The sequence below is a fragment of the Nostoc sp. genome, assembly GCF_036919615.1.
Lineage (GTDB): Bacteria > Cyanobacteriota > Cyanobacteriia > Cyanobacteriales > Nostocaceae > Nostoc.
Map to the genome: position 1 here is coordinate 41,771 of NZ_JBALCN010000005.1, position 16,652 is coordinate 58,422.

A 16,652-nucleotide genomic window follows, 5' to 3' on the forward strand; every position below is an offset into this window, starting at 1 on the left:
ATGATTATTGAAATTAGGGATAATACTGCCGTCTCACTATACCCATACCCATTGTTGTTTTTCGTCCAATTCCTGCATATAAAGCAAAGTCAGCTAAAGTGTTAATTTGCTTAATTTGGATCGGTTCAATTTCTCCCAAAATCTTGTAGTTAACTTCTCCAAGAATGCCAATAAATTTGCTCCGTGAGTCAGCTAATATTTCTGTGTGAATGTTAACAAAAGAAGGAAAGATAGACTCGATCGCAATCTGAGCAAATTCTATGCCGCTGTACTTATTCCACCGCGAAAGTAGGGAATTAAAGACAGATTCTCTGGTGGGAAGGGTAGTATCATACTGTCCTTGACGGAAGGCGGTAGGTGTGGAGAAGGTAAGGTTAATGGAAGAATTGCAATCACTGGCTTCTTCGTATAATTGAGCATAAGTACTGGCATTTGCCCAAGATTGAATAGATTGAGGTGTGCCTTGAATGCTAGTAATATACAAGTCAGCGGGGCCAAGATGCCAAGGGCGATTGGGATTAAGATTTAGCCAGAGTTGGGTAAGTCTGCCAAATATAGTGTCATCTAATAAAGAGATGCGCCACCAACAAGGTGTACTGGCGGGAATGGATTGTTGGTGTGAGTATTGCAATTTAGATCCCCCTTTACCTTCCTTAAAAAGGGGGGAGTTTATATTACTAATTTGTAAAGGAGAGAGGGTGAAGGCTTTATCAGCGGTGGAATCGTGCAAGCGATCGCCTAATGTGGTATCTACAGAACTGACAAGGGTTAAAAATAGGGCGTGGAGATGTCTGCCGGTGAGATACTGTGCTGGAATAGGCGATTGAGGTAGCAAATTCAACACTAAACTATGAGGCATACTTTCTCTTTTTGGTTGTAGACTGAGTGCTTCTTGACTCTACAGTAAACTCAGGGATTTCCTGGAGTTCAGCTTCACTCAAACTATACTGCTCACAAACTAAACTTAGGCGATTTCCTGGGGTTTTCACAGCGTTAACTGAGTGGGTTAAATCACCTTGAAAATAAAGTAAAGTATTGATTTGGGGCTTAATTTGCCCAAGTTGGCGTTTGTGCGATCGCAATACCAGTTCTCCCCCTTCCATATCCGCAGGTACTCGCACATAAAGGACACTGACAACCGCAGGTGGTTCAATGGTTTTGAAGTAGGAACGTAAGGAGCGATCGATATGCGGATCGACGCGGGAGCCTTCTTTTAGCTGTAAAGGATTGAGGTAAAAAGCATTACAATTCGGCTGGAGAGCCAAATCGAGGTAAGGCTTGAAGTAGGGAAACTGCTGTTCTACTTTTAGTAATCCAGAACGCTGAAACACTACAGAAAATCCTTTAGTGGCGACAAAATCGCGGTTGAGGTTGTTGATAGCGAAGTAAGGACTAGCTTGAATTTCTCCCCACAAGTTGTTTAGGTAATCACTGGGGAAGGCGTTGGGTTGTTGTTGATAGTGTTTCACTGGGGATAGAGGAGCGTACAGAACTAGCAGGGGTTAAAGATTGTAGCGTAATTTGTGACTGGGTAAAAGGTTAAAGACTATAATAAAATCTTTTTAAACTGAAATAAAGAGCTAGAGCGACGAGAATTGATGATTACAATGCAGCAAAGGCACTTACTGAAAAATTAAAAAAGAGCTTACCAATTAAAGCACGGGCTGGAAAAGAGTTTTTGAAGACATTAAAGCAAAAAGGAGAAAACGCTGATCCAGACAGAGAATTTGAAATTGATTTCGTTGGTTATTCAGGAGATGAAGGTGGGATTGTGTGCGGACTAAAAGAGCCAAATAATCCCGAAAGTAAAGAAAAATATGTTTCTTCCATTACTCACCTAAAAATTGACCCTACTCATCCCCTAGCTGCTGAGGTGCAGGCTTACCAACATCAGCGAATTCGTAAGTTAATGTTGCAAGACTCCAGAGGTTTTACAGCAGAGTTAATGACGATAGAGCCTCGAAAAAGTAAAAAGCGTAGCAAAGGTTTTGGGAAGTAAATAATTCCGAAAGCGATATTCCATCCTAACTGGAATTTTCAAGTTTTGAATACCATCAGATTGATAGCATTGCCCTCGCATTTGGACATTCTGAATTAAGCTAACTGGAGGCATATTTACCACGTCATAGCTCACTAAACGTGCGCGATCGCCTTCAGTAAGAGTACCTGATTGTTGGCGATTGAGCAGTTGACTCAACTGGGCATCCTGTTGCGATTCCATTTGCAGTTCGGTCAGCACCAGGACTTTCGGATTTTATCCGAAATTCCTCACTGTAATTCTGGCATTCTTTTGGGATTTTTTTATCTAATATCTCTGTCCATTGATACTTCTCAAAGTCTGATAACTCAAACTGTGGTACAGATTCAAATTGTGACATATTTAGAGTTTATGAGGCATTATTTGGGATTTCAAGTAAAAAACTATCCAAACTGTAGGGTTTGTTTGGTGGAAGCCCTAACACACCATCGCTACAACAAGAAGTAATAAAAGACTAATTTAGTAGCAAATTACTGAAGAAAGCGAGTAGTTCCAAATTGAATTCTATAAAAATTAATTAATATAATAAATCGGGACTGAGAAATAAATCTCAGTCCCGATAAAAAAGCGGGTTAACCGCTATTTATATGGTTAACCCGTGTAGCTTTGGGAACGCGCAGAGAAATTGTTATTGCAATACCAACTTCACATTGGCGTTTTGCAGACCGCGTTGTTTTACTTCAGCCAAAGTTTTGTTAACGGCATACTTTTGGTTGATGGAGTTGATCAACTCGGTTTGGTTGTGCTTCTTAGCAACTCCCCACAAGTCAGCGATTAGGTCAAAAGAACCATCGCTATTGCGAGACCAGCCGAGGTCATATTCACCTTCCAACATAGCAACGATGTCAGAACGGACACGCTGACCGTTATAACCACGGACATCAGCTTCAGTCTTTACGCTGATACCGAGGTCGCGCAAGGAAGCCTTGAGGATTTCGGCATCGGTGATTTTGGTACGCAGGGTGCTAAAGTGAGACATTTGGGGTTTCCTCCAATGAGAAGATTGAGAAAAACGACAACGGTTTGTTTTGGGCGAAGCCGCGCTTAACAGGATGCGGCTTTTCTTATAACTGCTAGCATTTTCAGCTAGCCTTTCCCCCTGGGATGGCAGAGGAAAGCTTTTAGAACTCCATTCGCTGATATTCAGCTACGGAGGATGCTGCGGGGCGGGCGCGCTGTCTGGCCCAATCTCTTAGAGCCGTTACTTGTTCTTGCATCGTTCGAGACAGCGGCAAAGTTGCCTTCAGTGCAGCAATAATATCTAGTTGGGTGAACTCTCGATCTTGGGCAAAAGCTTCATACATTGCCGCAACGATCGCTTGCTCAACTTCTGCCCCAGAAAAGCCATCAGACATCTTGGCTAGTTGCTCAAGATCAAATCGAGAGATGTCTTCACGGCGTTTGGTCAGATGAATATTGAAAATTTGCTGCCGTTCTTCTGGTGTTGGCAGATCCACAAAGAAAATCTCATCAAAGCGTCCTTTCCTCAAGAACTCGCCAGGTAAGCGTTCTACTCTGTTGGCGGTTGCCATCACAAACACTGGTGATTTCTTATCTTGCATCCATGTGAGGAAAGAGCCGAAGATTCTACTTGAAGTCCCCCCATCAGAATCGGAGGAACCTCCACTACCAGCAAAAGATTTATCCAATTCATCAATAAACAAAATCGCTGGGGAAATAGATTCTGCTGTTTTCAGGGCGTTCCGCAGATTTGCCTCACTTCGTCCCACCATTGAGCCGTCGTAGACTCGCCCCATATCCAACCGCAACAGTGGTAAACCCCACAGCCGGGAAGTAGTTTTGGCAATTAATGACTTACCGCAACCCGGAACTCCCAAAATTAACATTCCCTTTGGTTGAGGCAAACCATATTCTCTCGCTCTTTCTGTGAAAGCGTTAGAACGTTGCTTGAGCCATCTTTTTAACTCTTCTAAGCCACCTACAGCATCAATGGTTTCATCTTCTTCAATGTATTCTAAGATCCCATTGCGCCGAATTAGTTGCTTTTTCTCAGATAAAACGATATCTACTTCATCTTCCGTCAAACGCCCTGTAGTTACCTGCGCCTTTCGGTAGACTTTTTCCGCTTCATCTTTAGTTAGACCCAAAGCTGCTCTGAGAAGCTTTTCTCTGGCTTCTATTGTCAGCCGCCGACCACGATTTTGGTCTATATGATAAGTCAATACTTTATTCAACTCAGCCATATCTGGCAGGCGAAAATCGAGAACTACAACTTCTTTTTCCAGTTCTATAGGTACTTGCTGCATCGGTGACATCAAAACGATGTTCTTCTGCGTACCTTTGAAGCTGGCGATCGCATCGCGCAACGATCTGTTTGTTGCAGGCGCATCTATAAATGGATGTAAATCTTTAAGAATAAATATACTGGGTTCTTTCTGCCGGATTATCCACTCAATCGCCGCCTCTGGAGATACGGTGTTATGTTGGGTGACATTCCGGGGTTGACCATACTCCACAATCCCGTGTGTTACTGTCCAAACAAATACCCGACGCTGGGGCTTTAACGATTGGGCGATCGTGGAAACTGCTTGCTCAGCCCGCTCTTCCTCGGAGGTCACAAGGTAGATTAAAGGGTATTGAGCTTGAATTAGGATATTGAGCTCTTCTTTCATACATCGACCTACTTGAGACCTTATAGAGACAGTAGAGACATTGCTTCTGGTAAAGACAGCCGAATCATGAATGAATAATTCATAATTCCGATCTATTTAGCAAGGAACTAACTCTTCCTCACCCTTGGGATAGGTTTCATCTTCATCCATTTCATCAATGGAAAGATACTCTTGACCAACTACTCCTGGTTGATTGCCCAAAGAAACCAGTTCCCCATCACGTAAGACTAGTGAGCTATCACAAGTTGGGCATGAATAAACTCTATGAGTCCGCCCATAAGAAGAATCTTGTACCTCGTCAACCAATTCTGAATTAGATAGGTAAAAAACGAGGGCACGTTCGGCAAGTTCTGACATTGGTTCGGAATCAACTGCTGAACGAATCTTCAGTTTTTTGTGCAACTCTGGCGATAAATACAAAGTGACCTTTTGCTTAGTTTGCGTTTGCATATAACTTTTTAACAGTCTTACCCGGGTATGTATATCAAGTTATCGGTTTCTTTATTGGTTGTCAAGACGGCAAAACGTTTTAACGGCAGTTTCGTTACATTTATTTATATTTTGGGACTCAGATGCTATTTATAACTAGCCATGTGGTTTGTAGTCAGTGGCTCTAGCCCTTGAAATTGAGCAATAAATCGCTGATTACGAATCACAACTATATTAATGTGGCAGACTACTAGTTGGCTGATTGAAAATGGGGCAATATCTGAGTTTCTGGTATTTCTATAAAATCAGTGACTTTGGCAAAATGCGTAATGTAAATGGCTACTGCTAATAAAACCTGTAGTTTGGGGCGAAGAATTTATCAGTTTGCCGCCAGTGTTAGCGGAGCCATTGCCGTGTTCATAATCCTGTGGGGTTGTACTGCAAATGATTTTAACGCCGGAGCTATCACATGGAAAACTTATAGCAACTCCCGTTATGGCTTTGAATTTCCATATCCGAGTAACTGGACTTCTTCAGCAGCTCCAGAAAATGATGATGGAATTGCGTTTATTTCACCCCAGAACAAAACAGTGGAAATTCGGGGATGGGCAAGTCAGCAGCTACCAAATTCGATTGTTACAGACCAAGAGTCCGTGAAAAAGAGAAATCCCAACTTTCAGACTACCCAAGGAGTATCTGGGGTGCTGGTTGTAGAAGTTGATCAAGGAGTAGGTTCAATGACACTGACACTAATTCACAGTCAAGTAAAATACTACTGGCAGGGACGAAGCAAGAGCCAAGAATTTCAAGATTACTATCGTTTGTTTTATTACATTGCCCAGCAGTATCGGATTTCCTTGCCTTGAGTTAGGAGACGCAATTAATCGCGTCTGTACAGGAGTGAAAAGTTAGGAGAATTTCCCTCATCTTCCCTGATTTTCCCCTGCTTCCTCTGTCCCTAAATCTACATCTCCCCCAGAATGATGATTGAGAGGGGACAGAAACCTGATAAATTTAGCTATCAGCGAGTAAAAACTGGTGAAGATGAAAGTCCTGGTTATTGGTGGTGATGGATATTGCGGTTGGGCAACTGCTCTTTACCTTTCCAATCGAGGTTATGAAGTTGGAATTTTAGATAGTTTGGTGCGGCGGCATTGGGATAATGAACTTGGTGTCGAAACTCTCACTCCGATCGCACTAATTCAGCAACGTCTCCAGCGCTGGCAAGATTTGACTGGCAAATCTATCGACCTGTTCATCGGCGATATTACTAATTACGAGTTTCTCCATAAAACATTAGATCAATTTCAGCCAAACGCCCTAGTGCATTTTGGTGAACAGCGTTCGGCTCCATTTTCCATGATTGACCGAGAACATGCAGTTCTTACCCAGGTCAATAACGTAGTTGGTACGTTGAACTTGTTGTACGCCATGCGGGAAGATTTCCCGGACTGTCATTTGGTGAAGCTGGGGACAATGGGTGAATACGGTACACCCAACATCGACATAGAAGAAGGTTACATCACCATTGAACACAATGGACGCAAGGATACCCTACCTTATCCCAAGCAGCCTGGTTCAATGTACCATTTAAGCAAAGTCCATGATAGTCATAACATCCACTTTGCTTGCCGGATTTGGGGATTACGGGCAACGGATTTAAATCAGGGTGTAGTTTATGGCGTCTTAACCGAAGAAACGGGGATGGACGAACTATTGATTAATCGGCTGGATTACGATGGTGTGTTTGGTACAGCACTGAACCGCTTTTGTATTCAAGCAGCGATTGGACACCCCCTAACCGTCTATGGTAAAGGCGGACAAACTCGCGGATTTTTGGATATTCGGGATACAGTCCGATGTGTAGAATTAGCGATCGCTAACCCTGCCGAGGCTGGTGAATTCCGCGTATTTAACCAATTTACCGAACAATTCAGCGTCGGTGACTTGGCATTGATGGTGAAAAAAGCTGGTAACGCTATGGGATTGAATGTAGATATCAATCACCTAGATAATCCCAGAGTCGAGAAAGAAGAACATTACTTCAACGCTAAAAACACTAAATTGCTCGATTTAGGTTTACGCCCTCACTTGCTCTCTGATTCTTTACTCGATTCTCTGTTAAACTTTGCCATCAAGTATCAAAAACGAGTTGATCACAAGCAAATTCTGCCTAAAGTCTCTTGGCACAGAAATTAGGGTAAAGCGTGCGTGCGGTTGATAACACAACCTTATTTAACTCAAGTCAGTAATTGTCCGAAAAATGGTCGTCATATTTTAGCACAATATGACGACCATTCAATTGTTGTTTATCAGGCGTATCGTCCAGCTATTGGTGACTTCGCCGCCACCTACGGTTATTTTAGTGGTGAATTCAGTTTTGACCGTATGAGTTGGATAAAACCTAATTCCTCTGGGTGATATATCGTTCTGGGTGGAGTACACAAAATGGGCAAGAGGTAGTGTTAGCTATTTGGATTAAGCGTTCGGCTTTTGATGAAATTTTAGCGGCGGCTGTTCATTCCAGCTACGTTCCAGAACTTTATCTCAATAAAAGTGCATGGCAAAGAGCACTGAAGCAATCACAAGTCCGCCTACAATGGGATCCAGACCATCACCCATCTGGGACAAAATTAGAACGACGCGCTATTTAGTTAGGGTTAAGTGGTCAAGTGCTAGCTGCTTACGCCAAAGATTGGATTGTGAACATTGAGGACATTTCGGACTTTATACAAAAGCAGCGGCAAAACATTAAGTCTGAGTGTACAGAATTGATTACACCACAGGAGACAGTTTACTCTGTGTTTAATGGAGAAACGCAAGCAAAGCTGGGATTATCTGCCTGGACTGAATAGTTTTATATGAGAATTGCTCTATTTACCGAAACCTTTTTACCCAAGGTTGACGGCATTGTGACGCGCCTGCGCCATACCGTTGACCATTTACAGCGCAGTGGTAATCAAGTGCTAGTGATTGCACCTGATGGAGGCATCACTGAATACAAAGGCGCTAAAGTTTACGGGGTTACTGGCTTTCCTCTGCCATTGTATCCAGAATTGAAAATGGCATTACCCCGCCCAGCCATTGGTTACACCTTAGAAGAGTTTAAGCCAGATGTTATTCATGTCGTGAATCCAGCAGTTTTGGGTTTAGCTGGCATATTTTATAGCAAAATTCTCAAAATCCCTTTAGTGGCGTCTTATCATACCCATTTACCCCAATATCTCCAGCATTACGGCTTGGGAATGCTGGAAGGTTTTCTTTGGGAACTGCTGAAAGGCGCTCATAATCAAGCAGCTTTGAATCTATGTACCTCAACAGCAATGATTGAGGAACTAACGGCACATGGTATTGAACGTGTAGATTTGTGGCAGCGCGGGGTGGATACGGAATTATTTCACCCCGATTTGGCTAGTGTACAGATGCGATCGCGCTTATCACAAAATCATCCAGAAAGTCCATTGCTACTTTATGTTGGGCGGCTTTCTGCTGAAAAAGAAATTGAGCGCATCAAACCAATTTTAGAGGCAATTCCCCAAGCGCGGTTGGCATTGGTTGGGGATGGCCCCCACCGTCAAGCATTGCAAAAACACTTTGCTGGCACAAACACTTATTTTGTTGGGTATCTTATCGGGCAAGAGTTAGGTTCTGCCTTTGCGAGTGCTGATGCCTTTATCTTTCCTTCCCGTACAGAAACACTAGGCTTAGTCCTACTAGAAGCAATGGCAGCTGGCTGTTTGGTGGTAGCAGCCCGTTCGGGAGGGATTCCTGATATTGTGACAGATGGGGTAAATGGATATCTTTTTGAGCCAACAGCAGATGTTCAAGGAGCGATCGCTGCTACTATTCGCCTGTTAGAACAAAAACAACAACGAGACATCATCCGTCAAAATGCTCGCCGGGAAGCAGAAAGTTGGGGTTGGGCAGCTGCTACTAGGCAGTTACAAGATTACTACCAAAAGGTGATATTTTCTGAACAGTTGACAAAATAGGGGACTGGGGACTAGTACCGCAAGGCGGAAGTTAAAAGTCAAAAGTCAAAAGTCAAAAGAATTATATTCTGGGCTTTTGCACCATTTTGTAGACGCAGAGCGGCTTCCCGGAGGGTATGGTTGGTTTATTTACGCGCCCGCTGTACTGGGGGAATTAGAGACTTGTTCATCTAGCTCAAAGACTCATTAATGAAGCTCAGAACCTCAAACCTCTCAATCCCCAATCCCCAAAATCTAAAATCTAAAATCTAAAATTCCCATGACACTCCCCTACCCTGGCAGCGTCTTGGCTACATTAACTGAACTGACTCAAGTTAATCGTACTCATGCCCTACTGCGTCGCGTAAAAGACTTATCTGTTAATGAATTTGTTTGCTTACTCGACTTCATAACTGCTGAGTTCCAGCAATTTCTTAGAGCTATTGAACTGATCAATAATGAAGCTCTAGAAACTATGTTGGAGAAGGTGCTAGAAGCTATCACACTCAAAATTGGTCAAATTCTTCAAGCAGAACACACAGCCATTTTTTTAGTTGACTATGACAAAGGTCAACTGTGGTCAAAAGTTCCTCAAGATAATACCCAAAAATTCTTAGAAATTCGTATTCCCATTACAGTGGGTATCCCCGGTCATGTTGCCAGTACAGGTCAATATCTAAATATATCTGAAACTTATACTCATCCCCTATTTAGCCCAGAACTTGAAAAACAAATGGGCTACAAAATCCACAATATTTTATGTATGCCTGTTATCAGTAGTAAAAACCAGACTGTAGCGGTAGTTCAACTGGCTAATAAAACCGGGAATATTCCGTTTAATTCTGATGATGAAGAACGTTTTCGAGACTTCGCCGCTTCTATTGGTATTATTCTGGAAAGCTGCCAATCTTTTTATGTAGCAGCTCGCAATCAACGAGGTGCAACGGCTTTGTTACTGGCAACTCAGACACTGGGGCAAAGTTTGGATTTAGAAGCAACTTTGCAGATAGTCATGGAACAAGCTCGAATTTTAATGCAAGCAGACCGCAGTACACTGTTTTTATATCGTAAAGAGATGAGCGAACTCTGGACGAAAGTTGCAGCAGCGGCAGATGGCACAAACTTGATAGAAATCCGCATTCCTGCTAACCGTGGCATTGCTGGCTATGTGGCTTCCACTGGTGAAGCTCTAAATATCTCCGATGCCTACAAAGACCCCCGCTTTGACCCGACTACAGATAGAAAAACTGGTTATATAACTCGTAATATCCTATGTTTGCCAGTATTTAATTCTGCAAATGAATTGATTGGCGTCACACAATTAATTAATAAGCAACAAAGCAGTTTTACTGCTTCTGATGAAGAATTTATGCGGGCTTTTAATATTCAGGCAGGAATTGCCTTAGAAAATGCTCGCCTGTTTGAAAATGTGCTATTAGAAAAACAGTATCAAAAAGACATTTTGCAAAGTCTGTCAGATGCTGTGATTTCTACAGATATGGCAGGACGGATTGTCACTATTAATGATGCGGCACTGGAATTATTAGGTTGTCCGATAGGAGAGGCTAATACTAAGAACAACAAGCTTTTGTGGGAACAAAATTTGATTGGCTGCCTAGTTTGGGAAGTTGTGCCGATTGAAAATCTCCAAATGCGACTAGAAGATAGTTTAAAAACCGGAGCTAAACATTATGTGCCAGAGCAAAGTTTGATGGTAGGACTATACCAAGTTATGAGTGAGGAGTTAGGAGTTAAAAGTGAAACTCAATACGGACTAAACCATAGCTATCCGCTAACAGGACTTAGGAATCAGCATTCAATTTTAGCAGTGCGCGATCGCACTAACCCCGATGTTTTCATTCCCTGGAATCAACCCCTGACTCCCCAATCTGAGTTTCTCACCTCTGATCAGGTACAAACGTTAGAGCGCAGTATCAATCTTACTGTTAATCCCCTGACTAACCCAGAAGGCGGAGTCCGGGGTGGTTTGGTGGTGTTGGAAGACATTAGTCAGGAAAAACGGATGAAAACTACCATGTCCCGTTACCTGACGCCTCATGTAGCCGAACAAGTTATGGCTCTAGGGGAAGATGCTTTAATGGTGGGTGAGCGCAAGGAAGTAACTATCTTGTTTTCTGATATCCGGGACTACACAACACTTACGGAAAATCTCGGTGCAGCGGAGGTGGTATCGCTGCTCAATCAGTATTTTGAAACGATGGTGGAGGCAGTTTTTAACCACGAAGGCACTCTAGATAAATTTATTGGTGATGCCTTAATGGCGGTATTTGGTGCGCCGTTACCACTTACAGAAAATCATGCTTGGAGGGCTGTGCAGTCAGCGTTAGATATGCGACGCCGTCTAGAGGAGTTTAACCAGCGGCGAATTATCCAGACGCAGCCACAAATTCATATTGGTATTGGAATTAGTTCTGGGGATGTGGTTTCGGGTAATATTGGTTCCCGCAAACGGATGGATTACACCGTAATTGGAGATAGCGTAAATTTGAGTTCGCGCTTGGAAGCGGTAACTAAGGATTATGGTTGTGATATTCTTTTAAGTGAATTTACTTACCAGCTTTGCCGTGATCGCATTTGGGTGCGCCAGTTAGATAAAATTCGCGTCAAAGGGAAACACCAGGCGGTGAATATCTACGAGTTGATTGGCGATCGCACTACTCCCTTAGATGCCAATACGCAAGAGTTTTTGTTTCACTATCATACTGGACGCTCGGCTTATTTATCACGCAACTTTTCACAAGCGATCGCCTGTTTTGAAGCCGCCAAATGCATCCAACCCCAAGACCAAGCTGTTGATATCCACCTAGAACGGGCGCGTAATTATCAACAAACGCCGCCTCCAGTGTCTTGGGATGGTGTTTGGACAATGCTTACTAAGTAGTTTTGAGTCAAAGAGTTAGGAGTCGTTCAATTTTGGATTTTAGATTTTTTATGCAATCCAAAATCCAAAATTCAAAATTGGTAGAGTTTGGAGTCTCCGTGTCTTTGGGTCTCCGTGTTCCCGCGTCTCCCCTTCAACCTTGAACCTCTCCCTGGTCATCCTGAAACGGGTCTTCACCGATTCTCAGCTCTTTTTTTGAGCGTTTCAACTGTTTCCATAGATCCTTGATTTGTTCGTAAGCTGCACCTGGAGGCAGTTTTCCACCTGTTTCCAAGTTGCAAATGTAGCTTACTCGTTGGGCAAATTCCTGTAGATTCGCATTAAAAACCAAGTTTTCTGGCTTTACCTGACCGTAGTAGCGACCACGAGGGTAGAGAAAATCATCCTTGTTCACTATTTTTTTATCCAATTTTTTCAATTCACCTTGTGTTTTAATCTTTGAACTTGAAGTCCTTTTACGATAAATGTTACAAAAAAAACCCTGTGCAAGTAACTGGAGAGTATGTTTGACTTTCCTTCCAGTTGTCAATTTATCTCATCTTAATTTATGAAGTTCGGATTGTGATTAACTTCAGTTTAAACCCTGAGTTATAAACTATTAAAACATACCCGTATATCCGAAGAGTATTTTCATTTGCAAAAGTTTTTACAAACTGTATTAGTGAAAATACTTATGTAAATCTACTATATACTAAAGCAAATTACCCTCTGTTAAAAGTTAGAGATTGAGTTGTGAATCTTTGGTAACTGGCTACTGACCAGTTACTAAGAAGAGACAAGGAAAAAAAGGGACGGGGTGTATGGAGGAAAATCTTTCCCTTCTGCTGCCTGCTCTCTGCCCCTTTGCCCAGTTATCCGTATCCCCGCATCCTCTTCAATAATCACCAATGGCTAATAGTTAATAACTAAAGATAAAATGGTGAAGCCTCAAAGGACAACTTTTGTCCATCGCCTAGAACTTTACCTGCCACCATGTTTGTTAATTCCAAGTTATACGAAGGCAAAGCGAAAATTCTTTATACAACGGACGATCCGGAAGTCTTGTTGGCAGATTTTAAGGACGACGCCACGGCGTTTAACGCCCAAAAGCGTGGCAGTATCCAAGGGAAAGGAAAAATTAATTGTAGCATTTCCAGCCAGCTTTTTAAACAGTTGGAAGCAAATGGTATAAAAACTCACTTTATCGACAGCCCTGCCCCGAATCAGATGCGGGTGAAGGCAGTAAAGATTTTACCCTTAGAAGTAGTTATCAGAAATATTGCTGCTGGCAGTCTGTGTCAACAAACAGGGTTACCATTGGGTACAATTCTGAAACAGCCTTTGGTTGAGTTTTATTACAAAAACGATCAGTTAGGAGATCCTTTGTTGACAAGCGATCGCCTGTACCTGCTAGAACTAGCTACTCCGGAACAAGTAGACGCAATTACCCATCTAGCATTGCAAATCAACGAATTTCTCAGTAACTTTTGGCAGCGGTGCAGCATTACTCTAGTAGACTTCAAACTAGAGTTTGGTTTGGACTCACAACAGCAGTTGCTCTTGGCAGACGAAATTAGCCCCGACACCTGCCGTTTGTGGGATACCAGAGAAGAGGACTCAAACCACCGGGTAATGGACAAAGACCGCTTTCGCCGGGACTTAGGAAATGTAGAGGATGCCTACCAGGAGGTTTTACAGAGAGTGCTAAAAGCAGTAGAAACTAAAAGTTAAACAGGTAAAAACCAAAAGTTAAGAAGGAATTAAATTTGCCTTTTGCCTTGTAAAGTAAAAAAGCAAAAGAAAAAAATTATGTTTTGAGTTTTACCTTTGGTATAAGGGCATTATTGCCTTGTGATCGTGTGTGTGTGGTTGTGAAGAGGAATCATAAGTAAAATGCGTTTATCTCCCGTATTGCTGGCAGCAGTGGCAATTACAGTCCCTTTGGGTAGCTCACTGAGTGCAAATGCACAAACCGCCAACAGTTCAAAACAGACAACAGAAGTTTTGACACTAGAAACAAATCAGCAGTCAGAAAAGGACACTGGTCAGGGTAACTCTAGTAAAAGTCTAGAATCTCTACCTAAACTCACAAGGGTTATAGAGGCGGAGCGTCCCCAATCCCGTGTTGTCGCAATTTACCCTGCCAATCCAGCAGCAATGACTGCGGCGGGCTACGCCTACGCAACATCAAAGGTAATAGTACCAACTTCCACAACGCCAACAACTGCACAAATCCCTCAAATAAATCCCAATCCTAATCAACAGCCATCTCCCGCTCCAGATATTCCCCCCCCAGAAATTCAACAACCAACGCCTTCCCCAACTCCTGAGACAACTCCAGTCCCAGCAAATGTCAATCCACCGACAACCGAACCTTTATTACCCACAACTCCAAAACCATCAGCGGCTCCAGATATTCCTCCCCCAGAGATTCAACAACCAACGCCTTCCCCAACTCCTGAGACAACTCCAGTCCCAGAAAATGTTAATCCACCGACAACCGAACCTTTATTACCCACAACTCCAAAACCATCAGCAGCTCCAGACATTTCCCCCCCAGGTAGTCAACAAAGAACACCTGCCCCACGCCCAGGCGCTACTCCAAGTCCGCAGAATGTTAACCCACCGACGACAACTCCAGGAAATACTCAACCCAACACAGCCCCAGAAGCAAATGACCCCCGCGTACTGGTGTCGGAAGTAGTAGTTAGATCACAGGCTGGACAACTATCACCAGAACTGGAAAACCAAGTTTATAGAGTAATTCGTACCCAACCAGGACAAACAACAACTCGCAGCCAACTGCAAGAAGATATTAACGCCATCTTTGGTACTGGCTTCTTCTCCAATGTCCAAGCAGCACCAGAAGATACCCCCTTGGGAGTGCGAGTGAGCTTTGTTGTACAGCCTAACCCCGTCCTCAGCAAGGTACAAGTGCAAGCTAATCCTGGCACTGGTGTTGCTTCTGTACTACCAGCCAATACTGTAGATGAAGTCTTTCGCGAACAGTATGGCAAAATCCTCAACTTGCGTGACTTGCAGGAAGGCATCAAGCAGTTAAATAAGCGGTATCAAGACCAAGGTTACGTGCTAGCAAACGTGATTGGAGCGCCACAAGTCTCTGAAAACGGAGTTGTTACCTTGCAAGTAGCAGAAGGTGTAGTAGAAAACATTAGAGTCCGGTTCCGTAATAAAGATGGTCAGGAGACAGACGAGAAGGGACAACCAATTCGCGGACGGACGCAAGATTACATTATTACACGAGAATTGGAATTAAAGCCAGGACAAGTATTCAACCGCAACACGGTGCAAAAAGACCTACAGCGCGTGTATGGACTGGGATTATTTGAAGATGTGAATGTTTCCCTTGACCCTGGTACTGACCCCAGCAAGGTGGATGTAGTAGTGAATGTAGCTGAACGTAGCAGCGGTTCTATTGCGGCTGGGGCAGGGATTAGTTCTGCTAGCGGACTTTTTGGCACAGTTAGCTATCAACAGCAAAACCTGAATGGTAGGAATCAAAAACTGGGGACAGAAATACAGGTGGGAGAACGGGAACTGCTGTTTGACATCCGGTTTACAGACCCCTGGATCGCGGGAGATCCCTACCGGACTTCTTACACAACCAATATTTTTCGTCGCAGTTCGATTTCGTTGATTTTTGATGGCAAAGATGAAGATATTAGGACCTTTGACCCAGATAATCCCACTAATAGAGATTCTCAGGATCGCCCCCGGATTCTCCGTTTAGGTGGTGGTGTCACCTTTACCCGTCCCCTGTCTGCCAATCCCTACAAAACTTCTGTCTGGACTGCCTCAGCGGGTTTACAGTATCAACGAGTTTCTGCCCGTGATGCTGATGGCAATCTCAGAAAAACAGGAGCAGTATTTGATGATAACGGCAACCGCACCAGTGATGAGATTCCACTGACTTTATCTAACAACGGTCAAGACGATTTACTACTGTTGCAACTGGGGGCACAGCGCGATCTCCGTAATAATCCCCTGCAACCCACTAGCGGTTCTTATCTCCGCTTTGGAATCGATCAGTCAGTCCCTGTGGGGTTAGGCAATATTTTCCTCACCAGATTCCGGGGTAGCTACAGCCAATATTTACCCATCAAGCTGATTAGACTCACCAAAGGGGCACAAACCTTAGCATTTAACTTGCAAGCAGGAACCATCTTCGGTGACTTACCTCCCTACGAAGCTTTTACCCTTGGCGGTAGCAACTCTGTCCGGGGTTATGAGGAAGGAGCATTAAGTAGTGGACGCTCTTATGTGCAAGCATCAGTTGAGTATCGGTTCCCAGTTTTTTCAGTAGTCAGCGGCGCACTATTTTTTGATGTCGGCAGTGATTTGGGAACTAGTACCAGGGCGGCTGAAGTGCTGAACAAAAATGGTAGTGGCTTTGGCTATGGTCTTGGCGTTCGCGTCCAGTCTCCACTGGGGCCAATTCGTATTGACTATGGTATCAACGATAACGGTGATAGCCGGATTAATTTTGGTATTGGTGAAAGGTTTTAATTAGTTAGAAGTTAGGAGTTATAAGTTTTAATTCCTCACTCCTTACTTTTAACTCATAACTTTTTGGGATTAGCTTGCTAATTTTTACATTTACCTCAATACTGTTCCGATAAAGGGATTAATGACATTTTTAAGCGAATATCAGGGATTTTACCAAAACAGACGATGAACAA

Annotated in this window: 14 protein-coding genes and 2 pseudogenes; 8 read left to right on the forward strand and 8 right to left on the reverse strand. The window is 43.3% G+C overall.

Translation table 11 applies throughout. The features are described 5' to 3' along the window. Positions 1-13: 13 nt before the first annotated feature. Together cas6 and V7K48_RS02080 are read right to left on the reverse strand one after the other, a co-directional pair. On the reverse strand, positions 14-859 hold the full coding sequence (cas6, locus tag V7K48_RS02075; protein ID WP_335069145.1) for a CRISPR-associated endoribonuclease Cas6: 846 nt from the start codon (positions 857-859) through the stop codon (positions 14-16). Beyond that, entirely contained in the window at positions 849-1,469 is a 621-nt protein-coding gene (locus V7K48_RS02080) for a 2OG-Fe(II) oxygenase (protein ID WP_335069148.1), read from the reverse strand. Before V7K48_RS02080 ends, cas6 begins: the two co-directional genes overlap by 11 nt. Before the next feature lie 209 nt (positions 1,470-1,678). Between V7K48_RS02080 and V7K48_RS02085 the strand changes: the two genes are divergently transcribed. Continuing rightward, a complete protein-coding gene (locus V7K48_RS02085; protein WP_335069150.1) occupies positions 1,679-1,999 on the forward strand; it encodes a hypothetical protein in 321 nt (106 codons plus the stop codon). 3 nt (positions 2,000-2,002) lie between these two features. On the opposite strand, the pseudogene V7K48_RS02090 reads toward V7K48_RS02085, so the two are convergent. The 5 genes and pseudogenes from V7K48_RS02090 to V7K48_RS02110 form a co-directional block, all read right to left on the reverse strand. Beyond that, positions 2,003-2,140: pseudogene (locus V7K48_RS02090) on the reverse strand (type I-D CRISPR-associated protein Cas5/Csc1); the annotation flags it as partial. A gap of 13 nt (positions 2,141-2,153) precedes the next feature. After that, positions 2,154-2,378, reverse strand: a complete 225-nt coding sequence (locus tag V7K48_RS02095) for a hypothetical protein (RefSeq protein WP_335069287.1) — start codon at positions 2,376-2,378, stop codon at positions 2,154-2,156. Between the two features lie 288 nt (positions 2,379-2,666). Beyond that, positions 2,667-3,017, reverse strand: a complete 351-nt coding sequence (locus V7K48_RS02100) for a DUF1257 domain-containing protein (RefSeq protein WP_017655886.1) — start codon at positions 3,015-3,017, stop codon at positions 2,667-2,669. Between the two features lie 142 nt (positions 3,018-3,159). Further along, complete coding sequence (gene ycf46, locus V7K48_RS02105; RefSeq protein ID WP_335069152.1) at positions 3,160-4,671, reverse strand: stress-responsive protein Ycf46; 1,512 nt, start codon at positions 4,669-4,671, stop codon at positions 3,160-3,162. A 96-nt stretch (positions 4,672-4,767) separates the two neighbouring features. Continuing rightward, entirely contained in the window at positions 4,768-5,121 is a 354-nt protein-coding gene (locus V7K48_RS02110; protein ID WP_335069154.1) for a hypothetical protein, read from the reverse strand. A gap of 314 nt (positions 5,122-5,435) precedes the next feature. Between V7K48_RS02110 and V7K48_RS02115 the strand changes: the two genes are divergently transcribed. The 5 genes and pseudogenes from V7K48_RS02115 to V7K48_RS02135 all read left to right on the forward strand — a co-directional run bounded on the left by V7K48_RS02115 (position 5,436) and on the right by V7K48_RS02135 (position 11,973). Further along, a complete protein-coding gene (locus V7K48_RS02115; protein WP_335069155.1) occupies positions 5,436-5,966 on the forward strand; it encodes a hypothetical protein in 531 nt (176 codons plus the stop codon). A gap of 178 nt (positions 5,967-6,144) precedes the next feature. After that, positions 6,145-7,299: an NAD-dependent epimerase/dehydratase family protein gene (locus V7K48_RS02120; RefSeq protein ID WP_335069283.1), complete on the forward strand. Its 1,155-nt coding sequence runs from the start codon at positions 6,145-6,147 to the stop codon at positions 7,297-7,299. A gap of 12 nt (positions 7,300-7,311) precedes the next feature. Beyond that, positions 7,312-7,955 (forward strand): annotated as a pseudogene (locus tag V7K48_RS02125) (DUF4291 domain-containing protein). A gap of 6 nt (positions 7,956-7,961) precedes the next feature. Further along, positions 7,962-9,092 (forward strand): glycosyltransferase family 4 protein, encoded by a 1,131-nt coding sequence (locus V7K48_RS02130; RefSeq protein ID WP_335069157.1) that lies wholly within the window; start codon positions 7,962-7,964, stop codon positions 9,090-9,092. A 259-nt stretch (positions 9,093-9,351) separates the two neighbouring features. Beyond that, positions 9,352-11,973, forward strand: coding sequence for a GAF domain-containing protein (locus V7K48_RS02135; protein ID WP_335069159.1), 2,622 nt, complete (start codon positions 9,352-9,354; stop codon positions 11,971-11,973). A gap of 133 nt (positions 11,974-12,106) precedes the next feature. Here V7K48_RS02135 and V7K48_RS02140 read toward each other — a convergent pair whose 3' ends face one another. Beyond that, positions 12,107-12,367, reverse strand: a complete 261-nt coding sequence (locus V7K48_RS02140) for a DUF7219 family protein (protein ID WP_335069161.1) — start codon at positions 12,365-12,367, stop codon at positions 12,107-12,109. 578 nt (positions 12,368-12,945) lie between these two features. Here V7K48_RS02140 and purC point away from each other — a divergent pair. Both purC and V7K48_RS02150 read left to right on the forward strand, forming a co-directional pair. Then, positions 12,946-13,683, forward strand: coding sequence for a phosphoribosylaminoimidazolesuccinocarboxamide synthase (purC, locus tag V7K48_RS02145; RefSeq protein ID WP_335069163.1), 738 nt, complete (start codon positions 12,946-12,948; stop codon positions 13,681-13,683). A gap of 162 nt (positions 13,684-13,845) precedes the next feature. Further along, a complete protein-coding gene (locus V7K48_RS02150; protein ID WP_335069165.1) occupies positions 13,846-16,479 on the forward strand; it encodes a BamA/TamA family outer membrane protein in 2,634 nt (877 codons plus the stop codon). The last annotated feature ends 173 nt before the right edge of the window (positions 16,480-16,652 follow it).

What these genes read in the sequence shown, in the direction of transcription:
- cas6 (WP_335069145.1), bottom strand. Translation starts at nt 859, where the DNA reads ATGCCTCATAGTTTAGTGTTGAATTTGCTACCTCAATCGCCTATTCCA.
- V7K48_RS02095 (WP_335069287.1), bottom strand. Translation starts at nt 2,378, where the DNA reads ATGTCACAATTTGAATCTGTACCACAGTTTGAGTTATCAGACTTTGAG.
- V7K48_RS02100 (WP_017655886.1), bottom strand. Translation starts at nt 3,017, where the DNA reads ATGTCTCACTTTAGCACCCTGCGTACCAAAATCACCGATGCCGAAATC.
- ycf46 (WP_335069152.1), bottom strand. Translation starts at nt 4,671, where the DNA reads ATGAAAGAAGAGCTCAATATCCTAATTCAAGCTCAATACCCTTTAATC.
- V7K48_RS02110 (WP_335069154.1), bottom strand. Translation starts at nt 5,121, where the DNA reads ATGCAAACGCAAACTAAGCAAAAGGTCACTTTGTATTTATCGCCAGAG.
- V7K48_RS02115 (WP_335069155.1), top strand. Translation starts at nt 5,436, where the DNA reads ATGGCTACTGCTAATAAAACCTGTAGTTTGGGGCGAAGAATTTATCAG.
- V7K48_RS02120 (WP_335069283.1), top strand. Translation starts at nt 6,145, where the DNA reads ATGAAAGTCCTGGTTATTGGTGGTGATGGATATTGCGGTTGGGCAACT.
- V7K48_RS02130 (WP_335069157.1), top strand. Translation starts at nt 7,962, where the DNA reads ATGAGAATTGCTCTATTTACCGAAACCTTTTTACCCAAGGTTGACGGC.
- V7K48_RS02135 (WP_335069159.1), top strand. Translation starts at nt 9,352, where the DNA reads ATGACACTCCCCTACCCTGGCAGCGTCTTGGCTACATTAACTGAACTG.
- purC (WP_335069163.1), top strand. Translation starts at nt 12,946, where the DNA reads ATGTTTGTTAATTCCAAGTTATACGAAGGCAAAGCGAAAATTCTTTAT.
- V7K48_RS02150 (WP_335069165.1), top strand. Translation starts at nt 13,846, where the DNA reads ATGCGTTTATCTCCCGTATTGCTGGCAGCAGTGGCAATTACAGTCCCT.